The following is a 14,743-nucleotide window of genomic DNA, read 5'->3' as shown; positions in this document are numbered from 1 at the left end:
GTATTGGATTCCAGTAGCGATTTTTTACCAGCCACCATTTTGGATTCAGGAGTTTCATCGTGTCATTGAAGCGGGTACGCAAGGCGGTAGTGCCGGTTGCGGGATTGGGAACGCGGGTTCTTCCGGGGACGAAGGTCGTCCCGAAGGAACTGCTGAACGTGGTGGACCGTCCGATCCTGTCCTACGTCGTCGCCGAAGCCAAGGCTGCGGGGATCGAGCATTTCGTGTTCGTCACCGGCCGCAACAAGGGCGCCATCGAAGACTATTTCGACCATCAGCTCGAACTCGAAGCGCAGCTGACCGCCAAGGGCAAGACCGCCATCCTGGACGAACTGCTGAGCGAACTGCCGCAGGCCGGCCAGATGAGCTTCGTGCGCCAGATGCAGCCGCATGGTTTGGGCCACGCCGTCTGGTGCGCCCGCGACATCATCGGCGACGAACCCTTCGCCGTGCTGCTGCCCGACATGGTGATGGACGCTGACGTCCCTGCCCTCAAACAAGCCATCGACGCGCAGGCAAGTGTCGGCGGCAATATCATTGTCGTCGAGCCGGTGCCGCACGACCAGACGCACCAATACGGCGTCGTCGCGCTGGAGACGCAGTCCGGCCGCCTCAACAAGATGACCGGCATGGTCGAGAAGCCCGCCAAGGGCACGGCGCCGTCGAACCTGATCGTGTCGGGCCGCTACATCCTCCAGCCCGAAATCTTCGAGCTTCTGGCCTCGCAGGAACGCGGCGCCGGCGGCGAGATCCAGCTGACCGACGCCATGGCGCGCCTGATGACGACGCAAAGCTTCCACGCGCTGGAATATGACGGCGTCACCTACGACTGCGGCGACAAGATCGGCCTCCTGAGGGCCAATGTCGCTCTCGCCCTGAAACATCCGCAACTGGGTGCGGCGGCGCGCGATGCCCTGACGCCCTTCTTTGCGCAAGAGCGCACGGCTGAACCGGCCGAGTAAGGACTACCGTTTTGGCAGGCCCTTTGCAGGGCCTGCCGCACGACGGGGCGACGTGTTATGTTGCGGCGCAACCAGTTGTTCTTTTGGCGCGTCCGTGCCAAAAAGACACGAGCGGTCGGGGCGCGTATTTACCCGATATGATTTTTGACACGGCCCGGCGGGGATGCCGGGCACGATTGAACGCGTGGAGCGAAAATGAAGATTGCGATTGCGGGCCTCGGTTATGTGGGTTTGTCCAATGCCATGCTGCTGGCGCGGCATAATACGGTCGTCGCCTACGATGTGGTGCCGGCCAAGGTCGAGATGCTGAACAACAAGACGTCGCCGATCGTCGATGCCGAGATCGAGCACTTCCTGGCGCACGAAAAGCTGGACTTCAAGGCGACGCTCGACGCCCAGGAAGCTTTCGGCGGCGCGGACTACATCATCGTCGCTACGCCGACCAACTACGATCCGAACACCAACCAGTTCGACACCTCGACGATCGAAGCGGTCATCCGCACGATCAAGCCGATCAATCCGACGGCCACCATCGTCATCAAGTCGACCATTCCGGTGGGCTACACGGCCCGCGTCCGCAAGGAGCTGGATACCGAGAACGTGATCTTCTCGCCGGAATTCCTGCGTGAAGGCAAGGCGCTGTACGACAACCTCTACCCGTCGCGTATCGTGGTGGGCGAGCGTTCGGAACGCGGCCGCATCTTCGCCGACCTGCTCCGCCAGGGCGCCGAAAAGAAGGATATCGAAATCCTCTTCACCAATTGCGACGAGGCCGAAGCGATCAAGCTGTTCGCCAACACCTACCTCGCCATGCGCGTCGCCTATTTCAACGAGCTCGATTCCTACGCCGAGGCCCACGGTCTCGACAGCCGGCAGATCATCGAGGGCGTCAGCCTGGATCCGCGCATCGGCAAGGGCTACAACAACCCGTCCTTCGGCTACGGCGGCTACTGCCTGCCCAAGGACACCAAGCAACTGCTGGCCAACTATTCCAAGGTTCCGCAGAACATGATCAAGGCGATCGTCGACGCCAACACGACGCGCAAGGACTTCGTCGCCGACAGCATCCTGTCGCGCAAGCCGAAGACCGTGGGCATCTACCGCCTGACCATGAAGACCAATTCTGACAATTTCCGCGATTCGTCGGTTCAGGGCATCATGAAGCGTATCCGCGCCAAGGGTGTCGAGGTCGTGATTTATGAACCCGCCTTCCAGGGCGACGATTTCTTCAACTCGCCGATCATCCGCGACATCAATGCGTTCAAGTCGATGTCGGACGTCATCGTCGCCAACCGCATCTCGGACGATATTCGCGACGTCGAGACCAAGGTCTATACGCGCGACCTGTTCGGCGCGGACTAACATCGGTCTCCGTTTCACGGAGTCCGATGTCAGTCTTTTTTTCAGCTCAAGCGCCGCATGGCTCCTCGCACATGCTCGGGCGCGCAGTCGCGCTTGCCGGCTGACGCCGGAGAATTACAGTGTGTCCGCGATAATCCATTGCAGTCGCGAAAGCCTTGCGCTATCCCGGCCTAGAGTATGATTTCAGGGAACATGCACATGACGCAGGTTGTCACGGTTTTCGGGGGTTCGGGCTTTGCCGGCAAGCACGTGGTGCGCGCCCTGGCCCGTCAGGGCTGGCGCGTTCGCGTCGCCGTCCGTCGCCCGACCCAAGCCTATGACCTGCGCCTGCAGGGCGATGTCGGCCAGATCCAGGTCATGCGCTGCGACGTCAAACGCGAAGCCGATATCAGCCGTGCGCTGGAGGGCGCTGACGCCGTCGTCAACCTGGTCGGTATCATGTACCAGGGCCTGTCGCAGAGCTTCGAAGGCGTCAACCGCCAGGCGTCGGACGCTGTGGCCCGCCTGGCAGCCGCGCGCGGCATCCGCAGCTTCGTGCAGGTTTCGGCCATCGGCGCCGACGGCAAGTCGTCGTCCAGCTATTATGCCTCGAAAGGCCGCGCCGAAGACGGCGTGCGCAAGGCTATCCCGGATGCGGTCATCCTGCGTCCCAGCGTGATGTTCGGTCCCCAGGACAGCTTCTTCACCAACCTTGCGATCCAGATCAAGAGCCTGCCCTTGATGCCGTCGATAGGCGGCGGCCACACGAAGTTCCAGCCGGTCTATGTCGCCGATGTCGCCGCGGCGGTCGCGCGCACGGTCGGCAACACCAAGGCTTACGGCCAGACCTACGAGCTGGGCGGCCCCGAAGTGTTCGAGTTCAAGGACCTGATCAAGTACACGGCGCAGGAAGTCATGTGTCCGCGCCCGCTGGTCTACCTGCCGTTCGCGGCCGCAAGCGCTATCGGCCTGGTGGGCAATATCCTGTCGATCACGCCGATCCGTCCGCCGCTGACGACCGACCAGGTGCTGATGCTGCAGAAGGACAATGTGGTCGCCAAGGGCGCCAAGGGCCTGAAAGACCTCGGTATCGCCGCCACGGCGGTCGAGTCGATCGTGCCGACCTATCTGTGGCGATTCCGCAAGAATGGGCAGTTTGCCGTCGCAGCCTGATTGACGAATGGGGTTTGGGGCCTGCGGCCCCAATGCCTTTAATACCCAAAGAAAAAGCCAGGCCTTTTGGGCCTGGCTTTTTCTTTGGGTCATAGAAGATGTGGGGTCGCGGACCCCACACCCCATTCGTCAAGCGTGCGCGAAGCCGAACCACCACACCAGCCCGGCAACACCCACCACAACGCGCCACAGGGCGAAGAAGCCATAGCCGCGTTTTTGCACGAAGCTGATGAACGGCTTGATGACCAGCAGCGCCGCCAGGAAGGCCACGACGAACCCGATGGCGATCGAGCTGTACTGATCCGAGGTCAGGAGCTTGTGGCTTTCCGCGAAGTCCACGACGAACGCACCCAGCATGGTCGGGATCGCCAGGAAGAACGAAAACTCCGCACCGGCCTTCTTGTCGACCTTGCACACCATGGCGCCGATCAGGGTCGAGCCCGACCGCGACATGCCCGGAATGATCGCCAGGCACTGGAACAGGCCGATGATCAGCGACGTCTTCAGGTCAAGCTTTGCCGAGTCGTGATGCACCGGCGGCTTGGCGTACTTGTCGACCGCCCACAACGCGACCCCGCCGACGATCAGCGCACCGCAGATGACCGGAATATTGTCGAACAGGAAGTCGATCAGGTGCGACTTCTTGGCCACCACCCCGATGATGACGGCCGGAAAGAAGGCCACCAGGACACTGATGGCGAACCGGCGCGACTCCGCCGAAGTCGGCAGGGTGACGACCGCCTTGAATAGCTTGGCGAAATACAGGATGACCACGGCCAGGATGGCGCCCAGCTGGATCATGACGGTGAAATTGCCACCCGGATCCTGGAAGGCCATGAGCTTTTCAGCGATCAGCAGGTGCGCCGTCGACGAAACCGGCAGAAACTCGGTCAACCCTTCGATGATGCCCAGCAGCACCGACAACAGATAATGCATGATGATCCCCGCGTTACGATATCACGGGTCATAAAGCATATTTCCGGCGCTGTTAATTGGTGCGCTGCGAAATTTCTCAGTTGAGCTCGGACGCCACGACCCTGGGCGCCACACCGATATAACGCAACCGCGCCTTGGGGCCCGAACCGCTGTGCATCTGTTCGATGGCGTGCGCCAGCCAGCCGGCGCTGCGGCCGATGCCGTACAAGGTCATCGGCGCCTCGCGCGGCAGGTCGAGGTGACGGCCGATCAGCGCCAAAGCCAGCGACATGCCCGCCGGCTGCCCCGTCATGTCCTCGCCGACCTTCAGGATGGCCTTCAGGTCCTCGCCCATATGCGGCGCCGCCTCGATCAGGTTGCGCGCGCGCAGGTGCTCGGACGGCGACGGATCCTTTTCAAAGCCCGGCAGCTCCAGCCCCTGGTTCATCAGGGTCCGCGCCACCAGCTGCGGATTGCCCTGGCGGCGAACCTGGGTGACATAAAGCTCGGCGCGCGAAATGCGCCCGCCCAGCTTCGGGCCCGTCATCGTGGCAAAGGCGACGTTCAACGGAATGGCCAAAGGCCCCTGCACCGCCGCGGCAGCCCGCGCGGCCAGGGTGGCTTCGTCCAGGCTGGTGTCGGCCGACAGGACCAGCGCCCGGCGCAGCAGGTCGATATCCTTGTTGTCGTAGACCTTCCAGGCGCGCGCCAGGCGCTGGTGGAAGAACAGGCGCGGCCCGCCATTGGTGATGGAATCGACCATTTCGTTGACCAGGCCGGCCGCCTCGATGCCGAGATCGCGATCCGAATGGAATTCGGCCATGGCATCTTCTTCGAGGCGGCGCGCCAGCATCGACAATACGCGCATGCGCGGACCGCCGGGGAAGTTCACGTCAGGACGCGGCTTCAGGGGGCCGAAGGGATTTGGGGTCGGACTCTGCCACAGCAGCGCCGCCACGGCCTCGAAATTCTCACCCTCGGCCAGCTCCAGACAATCGCGGCCGCGAAGATAATGCCGGCCATTGACGGTGATCGAAACTTCCGTGTCGATGGCGGCCTCGCCGCGCGTCACCGTACCGCCGCCCAGGGACACCACCGGCGCGGACGCCGGTGTCGTTACCTGGCCCGCCGTACGGCCCGGCGCCCGGCGCGACAGCCGTTCGACGTCGTCCAGCGCATAAAGGCTTTTGCGCGGATGCGTGGGATCGCTCTTGGCGGCGATGCGCTGCCGGCTGACATAGGCGTAGAGGGTTTGCGGCTTGACGTCGAGGCGCTTCAGCGCCTCCGTACGGCTGATCCAGACACGTGACATGGCATTGTCCTGTGGCATACGCCGCATGCTGCGGCGATTATTATCAAGATTGATTCCGATCCTCGATGTAGGCGCGTTTGCTACAAAAATCCATGGCGGTTTACCGCTTATTAACAGCTTTGCGACACCTCGCGATTCGCGCGTCCGGTGCGTCTTCCAGGCTTGCGCGCAGGGTCATGCATGGTAAGACGAGGCCATGAGCGCCCCGACCTCTCCTTCAACAGCGGCCAGCCACGTCGCCCTGGCTTCGGCCTTGTCCGTCACGGTGTCGGCGGTCCTGGTCGCGACCAAGGCCGTGGTTCTCATGCTGTCGGGTTCGCCTGCGATCCTGGCCTCGCTGACCGACTCGGGCCTCGACCTGCTGGCGTCGCTGATCACCTTCTTCGCCGTGCGCTATGCCCGCACGCCGCCGGACAAGGAACACCCGTTCGGCCACGGCAAGGCGGAAGCCTTCAGCGCGCTCTTCCAGGGCGCCCTGCTGTTCGCCTCGGGCGCGCTGATCATGCAGGATTGCCTCCATATCCTTCTGCATCCCCAACCGGCGCGGGCGTCAACCTGGTCGATCGCCGTGCTGGTCCTTTCGCTGGTCCTCACCTTCGTGCTGGTAACGGTACAGACGCGCGCGCTGAAAAACGAACAGTCGGTGGCCGTGTCCGCCGACCGCATGCACTATCTCACCGACTTCGTGACCAATATCATCGGCCTGATCGGTGTCGTCGTCGCCGCGGCGGGCTTTCCGATCTTCGACCCCCTGGCCGGCTTCGTCATGGCGGCCTGGTTCCTGTGGACGGCCATCGGCGTCTTCCGCGAAGCCTCGACCCACCTCATGGACGAAGCCCTGCCCGACGATGCCGTGGCCCACATCCGCGAAGTCGTCATGACCGACCCGCGGATTCTGGGGCTGCATGAGCTGCGCACGCGCCTGGCGGGACCGTGGATCCTGATCCAGATGCATGTCGAGCTCGACCCGCGCCTCAGCCTGGCCGATGCCCACACCATTATCATCGCCGCCGAGAACAGACTGATTGAGGTCTATCCGAATGCGGATATAATCATCCATCCCGATCCCAAGGGACTTGCCGAGCCGCACGCCGGCGTGTTTCACGGTGGCGACGTTCACGAGGCCGAATCCGGAGGTGCTTCCGGGCCGGCCACGGCAGAAAGACAGGCATGACCTATACCCGCCAGCTCTACCACTTTGCCTTCGACCCGCATTCGCGCGCCGTGCGCCTGGCCCTGGGTGAAAAGAAGCTGCCGTTCGAGGAAATCCACGTCCGCTACTGGGAACCGTCCGACACCGTCCTGCGCCTGAATCCGTCGGGCCTTCTGCCCATCCTGGTCGAGACGCCGGAGCCCGGCAATACCGGCCAGACGCACAAGGTGTGCGAAGACCGCTCCATCATGGAGCACCTGGAAGAGACGGTGCGCGATCCGGCGCTATGGCCGTCCAACCTCAATGAACGCGCCGAAGCCCGCCGCCTGGTCGGCTGGTTCGAGCGCAAGTTCGATTACGAGGTCAACGCCCTGCTGCTCCATGAAAAGATGGAAAAACGCCTGATGGGCCGTGGCGCGCCGGACATCGCGTCGATGCGCGCCGGCCGCGAAGCACTGAAGGACCACCTGCGCTATTTCGAAAGCCTGCTTCAGGTGCGCAACTGGCTGGCCGGCCATTCGCTGAGCTATGCCGACTTCGCCTGCGCCGGCCAGCTGAGCGTCCTCGACTATCTCGACGAGGTCAACTGGGCGCGCTATCCGGCGCTCAAGACCTGGTACATGGTTATCAAGTCGCGGCCCTGCTTCCGCCCGCTGCTCAACGACAAGATGCCGGGTGTGCCGGCGTCGGCGCACTATAAAGAGCTAGACTTCTAGACAATGGGCGTGTCCGCGAAACCTGCCGTGGACCTCGCCGCCCTGATCCGGGCCGAGGCGGCGGCGCTGGGGTTTTCGGCCGCGCGTTTTGCGCCCTTGCCGGACGTATGGGCGGCGTCCGGCCGGCTCGAAGCCTTTGTCGAGGCCGGATTCCACGGCGACATGGCGTGGATGGAAGAAACGCTGGAACGGCGCAAGCACCCGCGGAATATGTGGCCAGCTGCGAAGTCGGCCCTGGTGCTGGGTTATAATTACGGTCCGGCGGAAAACCCGTTGGACGGGCTGACGCGGCCGGACGTCGCCAATATCAGCGTCTATGCCCGCAATGACGATTATCACGAACTGATCAAGGGCAAGCTGAAACAGTTGGCCGGGCTGATCGTGGCCAAGACCGGTTGCGAACTCAAGGTCTTCGTCGATACGGCGCCCCTGATGGAAAAGCCGCTGGCCCAACTGGCCGGCCTCGGCTGGCAAGGCAAGCACACCAACCTGGTGTCGCGCGACTTCGGTTCCTGGCTGTTCCTGGGCGTTATCCTGCTCGATCAGGTCGTGACCGGCGATGCGCCCGAGGTCGATCATTGCGGATCATGCCGGGCGTGTCTGGATATCTGCCCGACCGGCGCCTTTGTCGGTCCGTACCGGCTGGATGCGCGCAAGTGCCTGTCCTATCTGACGATCGAACTGCGCGGGCCGTGGCCGGAGCGGTTCCGCCACCAGATGGGCAATCGCGTCTATGGTTGCGACGACTGCCTGGCGGCGTGCCCGTGGAACAAGTTCGCCGAGGCGACGCATGAGACGCGATTACAAACGCGCGACGGCTTTACGAATTTGAAGCTGACCGACCTGGCGCGGCTTGACGACGAAGCCTTCCGGACGCTGTTCCGCAAATCGCCGATCAAGCGCATCGGACGGGCGGCGTTTTTGCGCAATGTCCATTATGGGCTGGGGAATGCGGCCAAGTCGGTGCCGGATGATGAAATCATCAGCGTACTGATGAATAGCCTTGGCGATGAGGCGGCTGTGGTGCGGGGAGCGGCGGTGTGGGCGTTGCGGCAGGGGCTTTCGACGGAGGCCTTCGTCGAACTGAAGGCCGGACGACTGCCGGGCGAAACCGACGACAGCGTGCTCTACGAATGGGAGGGGCGATATGACTCTGACGGTTGACCCCTCCACCGCTTCCTTGCGCTTGCCGAAGCTATACTTCGGCTGCGCTCACCCTCGCCCACGCCGTTGGCGTAGGGAGGAGAAACATGCGCGAACGCTCCTCCCCATCGTTAGATGGGGACTTGCGCTTGCCGACGCTGTATGTCGGCTGCGCTCACCCCGAAGGGGTGGAGGGGTATCTTTGTGACCACCTTCTCGATCATAGTTCTTGCCTACAAGAGTGCAGCCTATGTCGATCGCTGCCTCAATGCGTTGATTCCGTTCAATGTCGAAATCATCCTGGCCGACAACGGTTCAGGCGATCTCGACTTCGACGCGCTAAAGACGAGATATCCAACGGTCAAATGCCTGCCGTTCAGTGAGAATCTCGGCTTTGCCGCCGGCAACAACCGTGCCGCCGAAGCGGCCACCGGCGACTGGCTGGGCTTTATCAATCCAGACGCCTTTGCGGACTCCGGCTGGCTCGACGCCATGACCACGGCCATCACCTCCTGGCCGTACACCTCGATGTTCACCTCGCTTCAGGTCGACGCCGCCAACCCCAGCCGTATGGACGGTGCCGGCGACGGCATGACCTTCTTCGGCTTTCCCTATCGCGCCGGCTTCGGCCAAACCTTGCCGGCACAGCTCAACGGCAAATCGGTCTTTTCCCCGTGCGGCGCGGCCTTCGTCATCCGGCGCGACCTGTTCCGGCAGCTTGGCGGCTTCGACGAACGCTTCTTCTGCTATTGCGAGGACGCCGATCTCGGCGCCCGGGCGCGCCTGCTCGGCCACAATTGCCGCTTGGTCCCGGAGGCGAAAGTGGCGCACATCGGCTCAGCCAGCACAGGCGTGCGCTCGGACTTCGCCCTCTATCACGGCTATCGCAATCGGCTCTGGCTCTACGCCAAGACCATGCCGCTTCTGCTGCTCATCCCGACCCTTCCGATCCATACTGGTCTTACGCTTTTAGGCGCGGTCAAAGACACGCTGAACGGCAAGGGCAGCCTTGTCTGGCGGGCGCTTGGCGACGCGTGCAAAGGCATGGGACCAATTCTTCGCAGCCGCACACAAATTCAGCGTGAACGGCAAATCGGCGCTTTACGGCTGGCGAAAGTTTTGACATGGAACCCTTTGAAAATCATCCGGAGGTCCCCATGAGCAGTGCCGCATTAGACGCCCTGAAGACGCAAGCCTTCGTCGATGCCAACGGAAAGATCGTCGATCAGTTCCGCAATGACCCCGATCGCCTCAGCCACATGTCGCTCGATGTCTGCGGCCTCTATGTCGATGTCTCCAAACAAGCCTGGTCGAAGCCCGGTTTCGACCGCGCCGTCGAGCTGTTCGAACAGTCAGGCCTGGTCGAAGCGCGCGAGAAGATGTGGACCGGGAAAGAGATCAACGTCTCCGAAGGCCGTGCCGTCCTGCACGTCGCCCTGCGCGACAGCGACGCCGAAAACGCCCGCCTGCGCGGCCCCGAAATCACCGCCGACGTCAAATCGGCGCGCGACGCCATGCGCGACTATGCCGGCGCCATCCGCTCGGGCACCATCACGGGCGCTACCGGTAAGCCGTTCAAAACGATCATCCATATCGGCATCGGCGGTTCGGACCTGGGCCCGCGCCTGGTCTTCCAAGGCCTGTCGCCCCTGACGCCGAAGATCGACGTCCGCTTCGTCGCCAATGTCGACGGTTCGGAACTGGCCCTGGCGCTGGCCGGCCTCGATCCGGCCGAAACCCTGGTCATCGCCGTGTCGAAGACCTTCACCACGCAGGAGACGCTCGCCAACTTCCTGGCCGCGCGCGACTGGCTGATCAAGGGCCTCGGCGAAGACGCCGCCAAAAAGCACTTGGCCGCCGTGTCGGCCGCACCCGATAAGACCGGCGCCTACGGCATCGCGCCCGACCGTGTCTTCGGTTTCAAGGACTGGGTCGGCGGCCGCTATTCGCTATGGTCGGCCGTGTCGCTGTCGATCATCATCGCGCTCGGCTTCGACGTCTATGAGCGCCTGCTCGACGGCGCGCGCCAGATGGACCAGCACTTCCTGACCGCGCCGTTCTCAAAGAACGCGCCGATCCTGCTGGCCGCCGCCCAGGTCTATAACCGTATCGGCCACGATCGCCCCAGCCGCGCCGTCATCCCGTATGTCCACCGTCTGCGCCGCCTGGCCGCCTTCCTGCAACAGCTCGAGATGGAATCGAACGGCAAGCGGACGTCTCCGACCGGCGAACTGCTGGCGACCAAGACCTGCCCGGTCGTCTTCGGCGACGAAGGCACCAACGCCCAGCACGCCTTCTTCCAGATGCTGCACCAGTCGGAAGACGTCGTGCCGCTGGAACTGATCGCCGTGCAAAAGAACGCCGAAGCGTCCGACGACATGCAGAAGAAGCTGCTGTCGAACGTCATCGCCCAGGGCGAAGCCTTCATGGTCGGCAAATCGCTGGAAACCTCGGTCGCCGAATGCAAGGCCTTGGGCTTCGACGACGCCCGGACCGCCCAGATCGCCCCGCAGAAGGTCTGCCCCGGCAACAAGCCGTCGACCACCGTCCTCATCAGCGAACTGACGCCCGAGACCCTGGGCGCGCTGCTGGCGCTTTACGAGCACAAGACCTTCGCCGAAGGCATCGTCATGGGCCTGAACAGCTTCGACCAGTGGGGCGTCGAGCTGGGTAAGACCCTGGCCAGCGGCGTGCTCAAGGACTTCACCGCGGCCACCGTCGCCGATCACGATCCCTCGACCACGGCGCTGATCAATCGCGTAAAGTGACAAGACTGACATTATTTCAGTTTTGACACATATCGGCCTTGCAGCCGCCCATAAGACAGAGCAAATGTCCCTAACCCATTGCTGGGAAAGGGGTTAGGGACATGAAACGCCGTTTGGCCGCAGCGCTTGTGGGCGCCTCTCTTTTGGCTGCCGCCGCACATGCGCAGGCGCCGCTCGGTGTCGTCGTCGTCGACGACCGGTTGATGTCGGATATCAATGTCTCGGGCCTGATCCTGCGCACGCTCGATCCGGCAACGGTCAATACCCGCACCGTCCTGCAAAGCGACATGGACCGCAAGGTGCGGTCGCCCCGTCACACCTTCACCCTGGCCATCGACTATGTCGATACCGACTGGCGCACCGTCCGCTCGGTGCATAGCGGCGGCAAGGCCGTGCCCGCCGACTCACCGATGCGTGAAATCGTCCGCTGCGGCGAGAACGGCGACACCCACCAGTGCCGCTACAAGGAAACCCTGACGCTGTCCGTGCCTGACGCCGAACTGCGCCGCGACGCGGCCACCGGCATCACCTATATGGTCGGCCTGCGCCGGGGTGGAGAGGTGCGCGTCGTGCTGACGCCCGACCAGATCGAGCGCCAGTTCATGGCGCTGAACGACCTCGTTCCCGCCGGCAAGCGCTACACCGTACGTCCCGAACTGCTGCAACCCGTGCCTATGGGCCTGGTGTTCAGCGACATGACGCCGGCGGACCTGATGAACAATTACGGGCTGGACCACGGCCTGTTCATCCAGGCGGTCAACGAGGACTCGGCGGGCCTGACGGCCGGGATCAAGGCCGAGGACATCCTGCTGGCCATCGACGGCAAGCCGGTCAAGGCGGCAGCCGATGTGACAGGCCTGAGCCTCAAGTCGGGCCAGACCCTGACCGCCAGCGTATGGCATAACGGCCAGGTCGTCGACGAAACGCTTAAGTTCTAACCCTGGAAATCGAGCAGCTGGATCTTGAAGACCAGCGTGCTGTTGGGCGGGATGGCGCCCATGTCGGCCTGGCCGTAGCCCAGCTCGGCCGGGACGTACAGCATCCAGGTATCGCCCTTGTGCATCATCGGCAGGGCGACCTGCCAGGCCTTGACCAGGCGGGCCAGCGGGAAGCTGGCCGGCGTGCCGCGGTCATAGGACGAATCGAAGACCGTGCCGTCGATCAGCTTGCCTTCGTAATTGATCTTGACCGTGGCGTTGGGCGACGGCTTGGCGCCGTTGGGATCGGGCGCTGACACCACCTTGTACATGAGGCCGGACGGCAGGGTGACCACGCCCGGCTCCTTGGCGACCTTGGTGAGGAAAGCCTGCCCGGCCTTGATATTGGCGGCGGCGGCCGCTTCGTCCTGAGCCTCGCGCTTCGCCATTTCCTTGTCGACGGAATCCATGCTCTGGCCGCAGCCCGCCAGGGCGAACGCCGCGACCAGCGGCAGAATGATACGTGTACGGATCATGGTCTTTCCTTATTGTCCGCCGATGCCGATCAGGTGCACGCGGAAGACCAGCGTGCTGTTCGGCGGGATGTCGGGGCTGAGGTCGCGGTCGCCATAGGCCTGCGAGGCGGGCGTGTACAGGATGATCTCGTCGCCGACATGCATTTGCGGAATGGCTTCCTGCCACGCCGGAATCAGGCGGCCCAGCGGAAAGCTGGCGGCTTCGTGGCGCGCATAGGACGAATCGAAGACCGATCCGTTGAGCAACTTGCCTTCGTAGTCGATGGTGACCGTATCGGCCACGGTCGGCTGGGCGCCCGGTTGGGGCGCGCGCGATACGATGCGGTACATGACGCCCGACGGCAGGGTGACGACGCCCGGCTGTTTGGCCACCGCCTTGAGATAGGCCTGGCCGGCCTTCAGGTTCTCCGCCGCGGTCTGCGCCAACACCGGCGCCGCGCACAGGACGCCCGCCAAAACCAGTCCGCTAATCCATGCGCAACGCATATCCCGTGCTCCTCAAGGCTTCTGAAATTTCAAAGGCGTGACGCGGCCCCTGGGTCTCGACCATGATGTCGAACTCCGCCCCCTTGGCCGGAACGTCGAGCACCAGGCGATTGTGCGCCACGTCGACGATATTGCCCCCCTTTGAGGCGATGACGTCGGCCATCAGCGACAGCATACCGGGACGATCGTCGCCCAAAATACGATAGGTGACAAGGCGCTTTTCACGCACCAGTTCACGTTGCAACACGCTGGCCAGCAGGCGCAGGTCGATATTGCGGCCGCACAACACCAGGCCGACATTCTGCCCTTCGAAGCGTTCGGGGTAACGCATGACCGCGGCCAGGCCCGCCGCGCCTGCGCCTTCGGCCACTGTCTTTTCGATATTGGCATAGGCCGCGATGGCACGCTCGAAATCGGCTTCATCGATCACCAGCACATCGTCGACATAAGGGTTGGCCAATGCGAAGGTGATATCGCCGACTTCGCGCACGGCGATGCCTTCCGCGATCGTGCTCCCGCCGGCCGGCAGGGGCAGGTTGCGCCGCCGCGCCGTGAATGACGGGAACATGGCCGCTTCGACGCCGATGATTTTGATCCACGGCTTGATCGTCTTGGCCGCGATCGCCATGCCGGCGATCAGCCCGCCGCCGCCGATCGGCACGATCAGCGTGTCGAGTTCCGGCGCTTGCTCCAGCATTTCGATGGCGATGGTGCCCTGGCCGGCCAGGACGGCCTCGTCATTGAACGGGTGCACATACACACCGCCCGCCGCTTCGCACAGCTTAATGGCGTGGGCCGACGACTCGTCATAGCCCTTGCCTTCCATGACGACCGTGGCGCCGAAACCTTCGGTCTTCTGGATTTTGACGAAGGGCGTGCCCTGCGGCATGACGATGGTGGCCGGAATGCCCAGGCGCTGGGCATGATAGGCCAGGCCCTGCGCATGATTGCCCGCGGACGCTGCGAACACGCCGCGCCGGCGCTCGTCTTCCGAAAGCTGCAAAAGCTTGTTGAGCGCGCCGCGCTCCTTGAAGGCCGAGGTGTATTGCTGGTTCTCGGCCTTGATCCACAGTTTTGCGCGGGTAATGGCGCTCAGGCGCTGGGAAAAGGCGCACGGCGTGCGCACGACATGGCCGGCGATACGCGCGGCGGCGGCTTCGATATCGGCAAAGGTTACGCTCATGGCGCCTCATAACAGAGGGCGATTGCGTGGGGTGGAAAAAATGCAGGCACCAATAAATATCAATTGATACTAGTTTTCACACAATCTCACGAATGTCCGATCACATGCGCAATATGTGAACGATTTTTCGCAACATAA

Annotated in this window: 14 protein-coding genes; 9 read left to right on the top strand and 5 right to left on the bottom strand. The window is 63.2% G+C overall.

What is annotated here, in order from left to right; all coding sequences use genetic code 11:
• Positions 1-59: 59 nt before the first annotated feature.
• The 3 genes from AB8717_RS00745 to AB8717_RS00735 all read left to right on the top strand — a co-directional run bounded on the left by AB8717_RS00745 (position 60) and on the right by AB8717_RS00735 (position 3,476).
• Entirely contained in the window at positions 60-962 is a 903-nt protein-coding gene (locus tag AB8717_RS00745) for a UTP--glucose-1-phosphate uridylyltransferase (RefSeq protein ID WP_443749115.1), read from the top strand.
• Positions 963-1,157: 195 nt separating this feature from the next.
• Positions 1,158-2,324, top strand: coding sequence for a nucleotide sugar dehydrogenase (locus tag AB8717_RS00740; protein WP_443749114.1), 1,167 nt, complete (start codon positions 1,158-1,160; stop codon positions 2,322-2,324).
• Positions 2,325-2,522: 198 nt separating this feature from the next.
• Positions 2,523-3,476 carry a complex I NDUFA9 subunit family protein gene (locus AB8717_RS00735; RefSeq protein ID WP_443749113.1) on the top strand — a complete coding sequence of 318 codons (954 nt, stop codon included), beginning with the start codon at positions 2,523-2,525 and terminating at the stop codon, positions 3,474-3,476.
• A 129-nt stretch (positions 3,477-3,605) separates the two neighbouring features.
• On the opposite strand, the gene AB8717_RS00730 is transcribed toward AB8717_RS00735, so the two are convergent.
• A complete protein-coding gene (locus AB8717_RS00730; RefSeq protein WP_443749112.1) occupies positions 3,606-4,412 on the bottom strand; it encodes an undecaprenyl-diphosphate phosphatase in 807 nt (268 codons plus the stop codon).
• 76 nt (positions 4,413-4,488) lie between these two features.
• Entirely contained in the window at positions 4,489-5,703 is a 1,215-nt protein-coding gene (locus AB8717_RS00725; RefSeq protein ID WP_443749111.1) for a citrate/2-methylcitrate synthase, read from the bottom strand.
• Between the two features lie 196 nt (positions 5,704-5,899).
• Between AB8717_RS00725 and AB8717_RS00720 the strand changes: the two genes are divergently transcribed.
• The 6 genes from AB8717_RS00720 to AB8717_RS00695 all read left to right on the top strand — a co-directional run bounded on the left by AB8717_RS00720 (position 5,900) and on the right by AB8717_RS00695 (position 12,421).
• Complete coding sequence (locus AB8717_RS00720) at positions 5,900-6,877, top strand: cation diffusion facilitator family transporter (protein ID WP_443749110.1); 978 nt, start codon at positions 5,900-5,902, stop codon at positions 6,875-6,877.
• Positions 6,874-7,572 carry an FtsZ-binding protein FzlA gene (gene fzlA, locus AB8717_RS00715; RefSeq protein ID WP_443749109.1) on the top strand — a complete coding sequence of 233 codons (699 nt, stop codon included), beginning with the start codon at positions 6,874-6,876 and terminating at the stop codon, positions 7,570-7,572. The genes AB8717_RS00720 and fzlA overlap by 4 nt, the downstream gene beginning before the upstream one ends.
• Positions 7,573-7,581: 9 nt before the next feature.
• Positions 7,582-8,736, top strand: coding sequence for a tRNA epoxyqueuosine(34) reductase QueG (queG, locus tag AB8717_RS00710; protein WP_443749108.1), 1,155 nt, complete (start codon positions 7,582-7,584; stop codon positions 8,734-8,736).
• 183 nt (positions 8,737-8,919) lie between these two features.
• A complete protein-coding gene (locus AB8717_RS00705; protein ID WP_443749107.1) occupies positions 8,920-9,876 on the top strand; it encodes a glycosyltransferase family 2 protein in 957 nt (318 codons plus the stop codon).
• Entirely contained in the window at positions 9,873-11,483 is a 1,611-nt protein-coding gene (gene pgi, locus AB8717_RS00700; RefSeq protein ID WP_443749106.1) for a glucose-6-phosphate isomerase, read from the top strand. Before AB8717_RS00705 ends, pgi begins: the two co-directional genes overlap by 4 nt.
• Positions 11,484-11,584: 101 nt before the next feature.
• Positions 11,585-12,421, top strand: a complete 837-nt coding sequence (locus AB8717_RS00695; protein ID WP_443749105.1) for a PDZ domain-containing protein — start codon at positions 11,585-11,587, stop codon at positions 12,419-12,421.
• Here the strand turns inward: AB8717_RS00695 and AB8717_RS00690 are convergent.
• From AB8717_RS00690 to AB8717_RS00680, 3 genes are read right to left on the bottom strand one after another with little or no spacing between them, the layout of a single operon-like run.
• The gene (locus AB8717_RS00690) at positions 12,418-12,936 is read right to left on the bottom strand and encodes an FKBP-type peptidyl-prolyl cis-trans isomerase (protein WP_443749104.1); all 519 of its coding nucleotides are present in this window, start codon (positions 12,934-12,936) and stop codon (positions 12,418-12,420) included. The genes AB8717_RS00695 and AB8717_RS00690 overlap by 4 nt on opposite strands.
• 9 nt (positions 12,937-12,945) lie before the next feature.
• Positions 12,946-13,422 carry an FKBP-type peptidyl-prolyl cis-trans isomerase gene (locus tag AB8717_RS00685; RefSeq protein ID WP_443749103.1) on the bottom strand — a complete coding sequence of 159 codons (477 nt, stop codon included), beginning with the start codon at positions 13,420-13,422 and terminating at the stop codon, positions 12,946-12,948.
• Positions 13,403-14,605 (bottom strand): threonine ammonia-lyase, encoded by a 1,203-nt coding sequence (locus tag AB8717_RS00680; protein ID WP_443749102.1) that lies wholly within the window; start codon positions 14,603-14,605, stop codon positions 13,403-13,405. Before AB8717_RS00680 ends, AB8717_RS00685 begins: the two co-directional genes overlap by 20 nt.
• Positions 14,606-14,743 lie beyond the last annotated feature (138 nt).

Origin of the sequence: Asticcacaulis solisilvae (assembly GCF_052327315.1) — a bacterium.
Classification (GTDB): Bacteria; Pseudomonadota; Alphaproteobacteria; order Caulobacterales; family Caulobacteraceae; genus Asticcacaulis; species Asticcacaulis solisilvae_B.
This window is presented reverse-complemented; position numbering and strand designations above follow the sequence as displayed.

Excerpts from the sequence above, each read along its gene's own strand:
- AB8717_RS00740 (WP_443749114.1), top strand. The coding sequence starts at position 1,158 with ATGAAGATTGCGATTGCGGGCCTCGGTTATGTGGGTTTGTCCAATGCC.
- AB8717_RS00735 (WP_443749113.1), top strand. The coding sequence starts at position 2,523 with ATGACGCAGGTTGTCACGGTTTTCGGGGGTTCGGGCTTTGCCGGCAAG.
- AB8717_RS00730 (WP_443749112.1), bottom strand. The coding sequence starts at position 4,412 with ATGCATTATCTGTTGTCGGTGCTGCTGGGCATCATCGAAGGGTTGACC.
- AB8717_RS00725 (WP_443749111.1), bottom strand. The coding sequence starts at position 5,703 with ATGTCACGTGTCTGGATCAGCCGTACGGAGGCGCTGAAGCGCCTCGAC.
- AB8717_RS00720 (WP_443749110.1), top strand. The coding sequence starts at position 5,900 with ATGAGCGCCCCGACCTCTCCTTCAACAGCGGCCAGCCACGTCGCCCTG.
- fzlA (WP_443749109.1), top strand. The coding sequence starts at position 6,874 with ATGACCTATACCCGCCAGCTCTACCACTTTGCCTTCGACCCGCATTCG.
- pgi (WP_443749106.1), top strand. The coding sequence starts at position 9,873 with ATGAGCAGTGCCGCATTAGACGCCCTGAAGACGCAAGCCTTCGTCGAT.
- AB8717_RS00695 (WP_443749105.1), top strand. The coding sequence starts at position 11,585 with ATGAAACGCCGTTTGGCCGCAGCGCTTGTGGGCGCCTCTCTTTTGGCT.
- AB8717_RS00690 (WP_443749104.1), bottom strand. The coding sequence starts at position 12,936 with ATGATCCGTACACGTATCATTCTGCCGCTGGTCGCGGCGTTCGCCCTG.
- AB8717_RS00685 (WP_443749103.1), bottom strand. The coding sequence starts at position 13,422 with ATGCGTTGCGCATGGATTAGCGGACTGGTTTTGGCGGGCGTCCTGTGC.
- AB8717_RS00680 (WP_443749102.1), bottom strand. The coding sequence starts at position 14,605 with ATGAGCGTAACCTTTGCCGATATCGAAGCCGCCGCCGCGCGTATCGCC.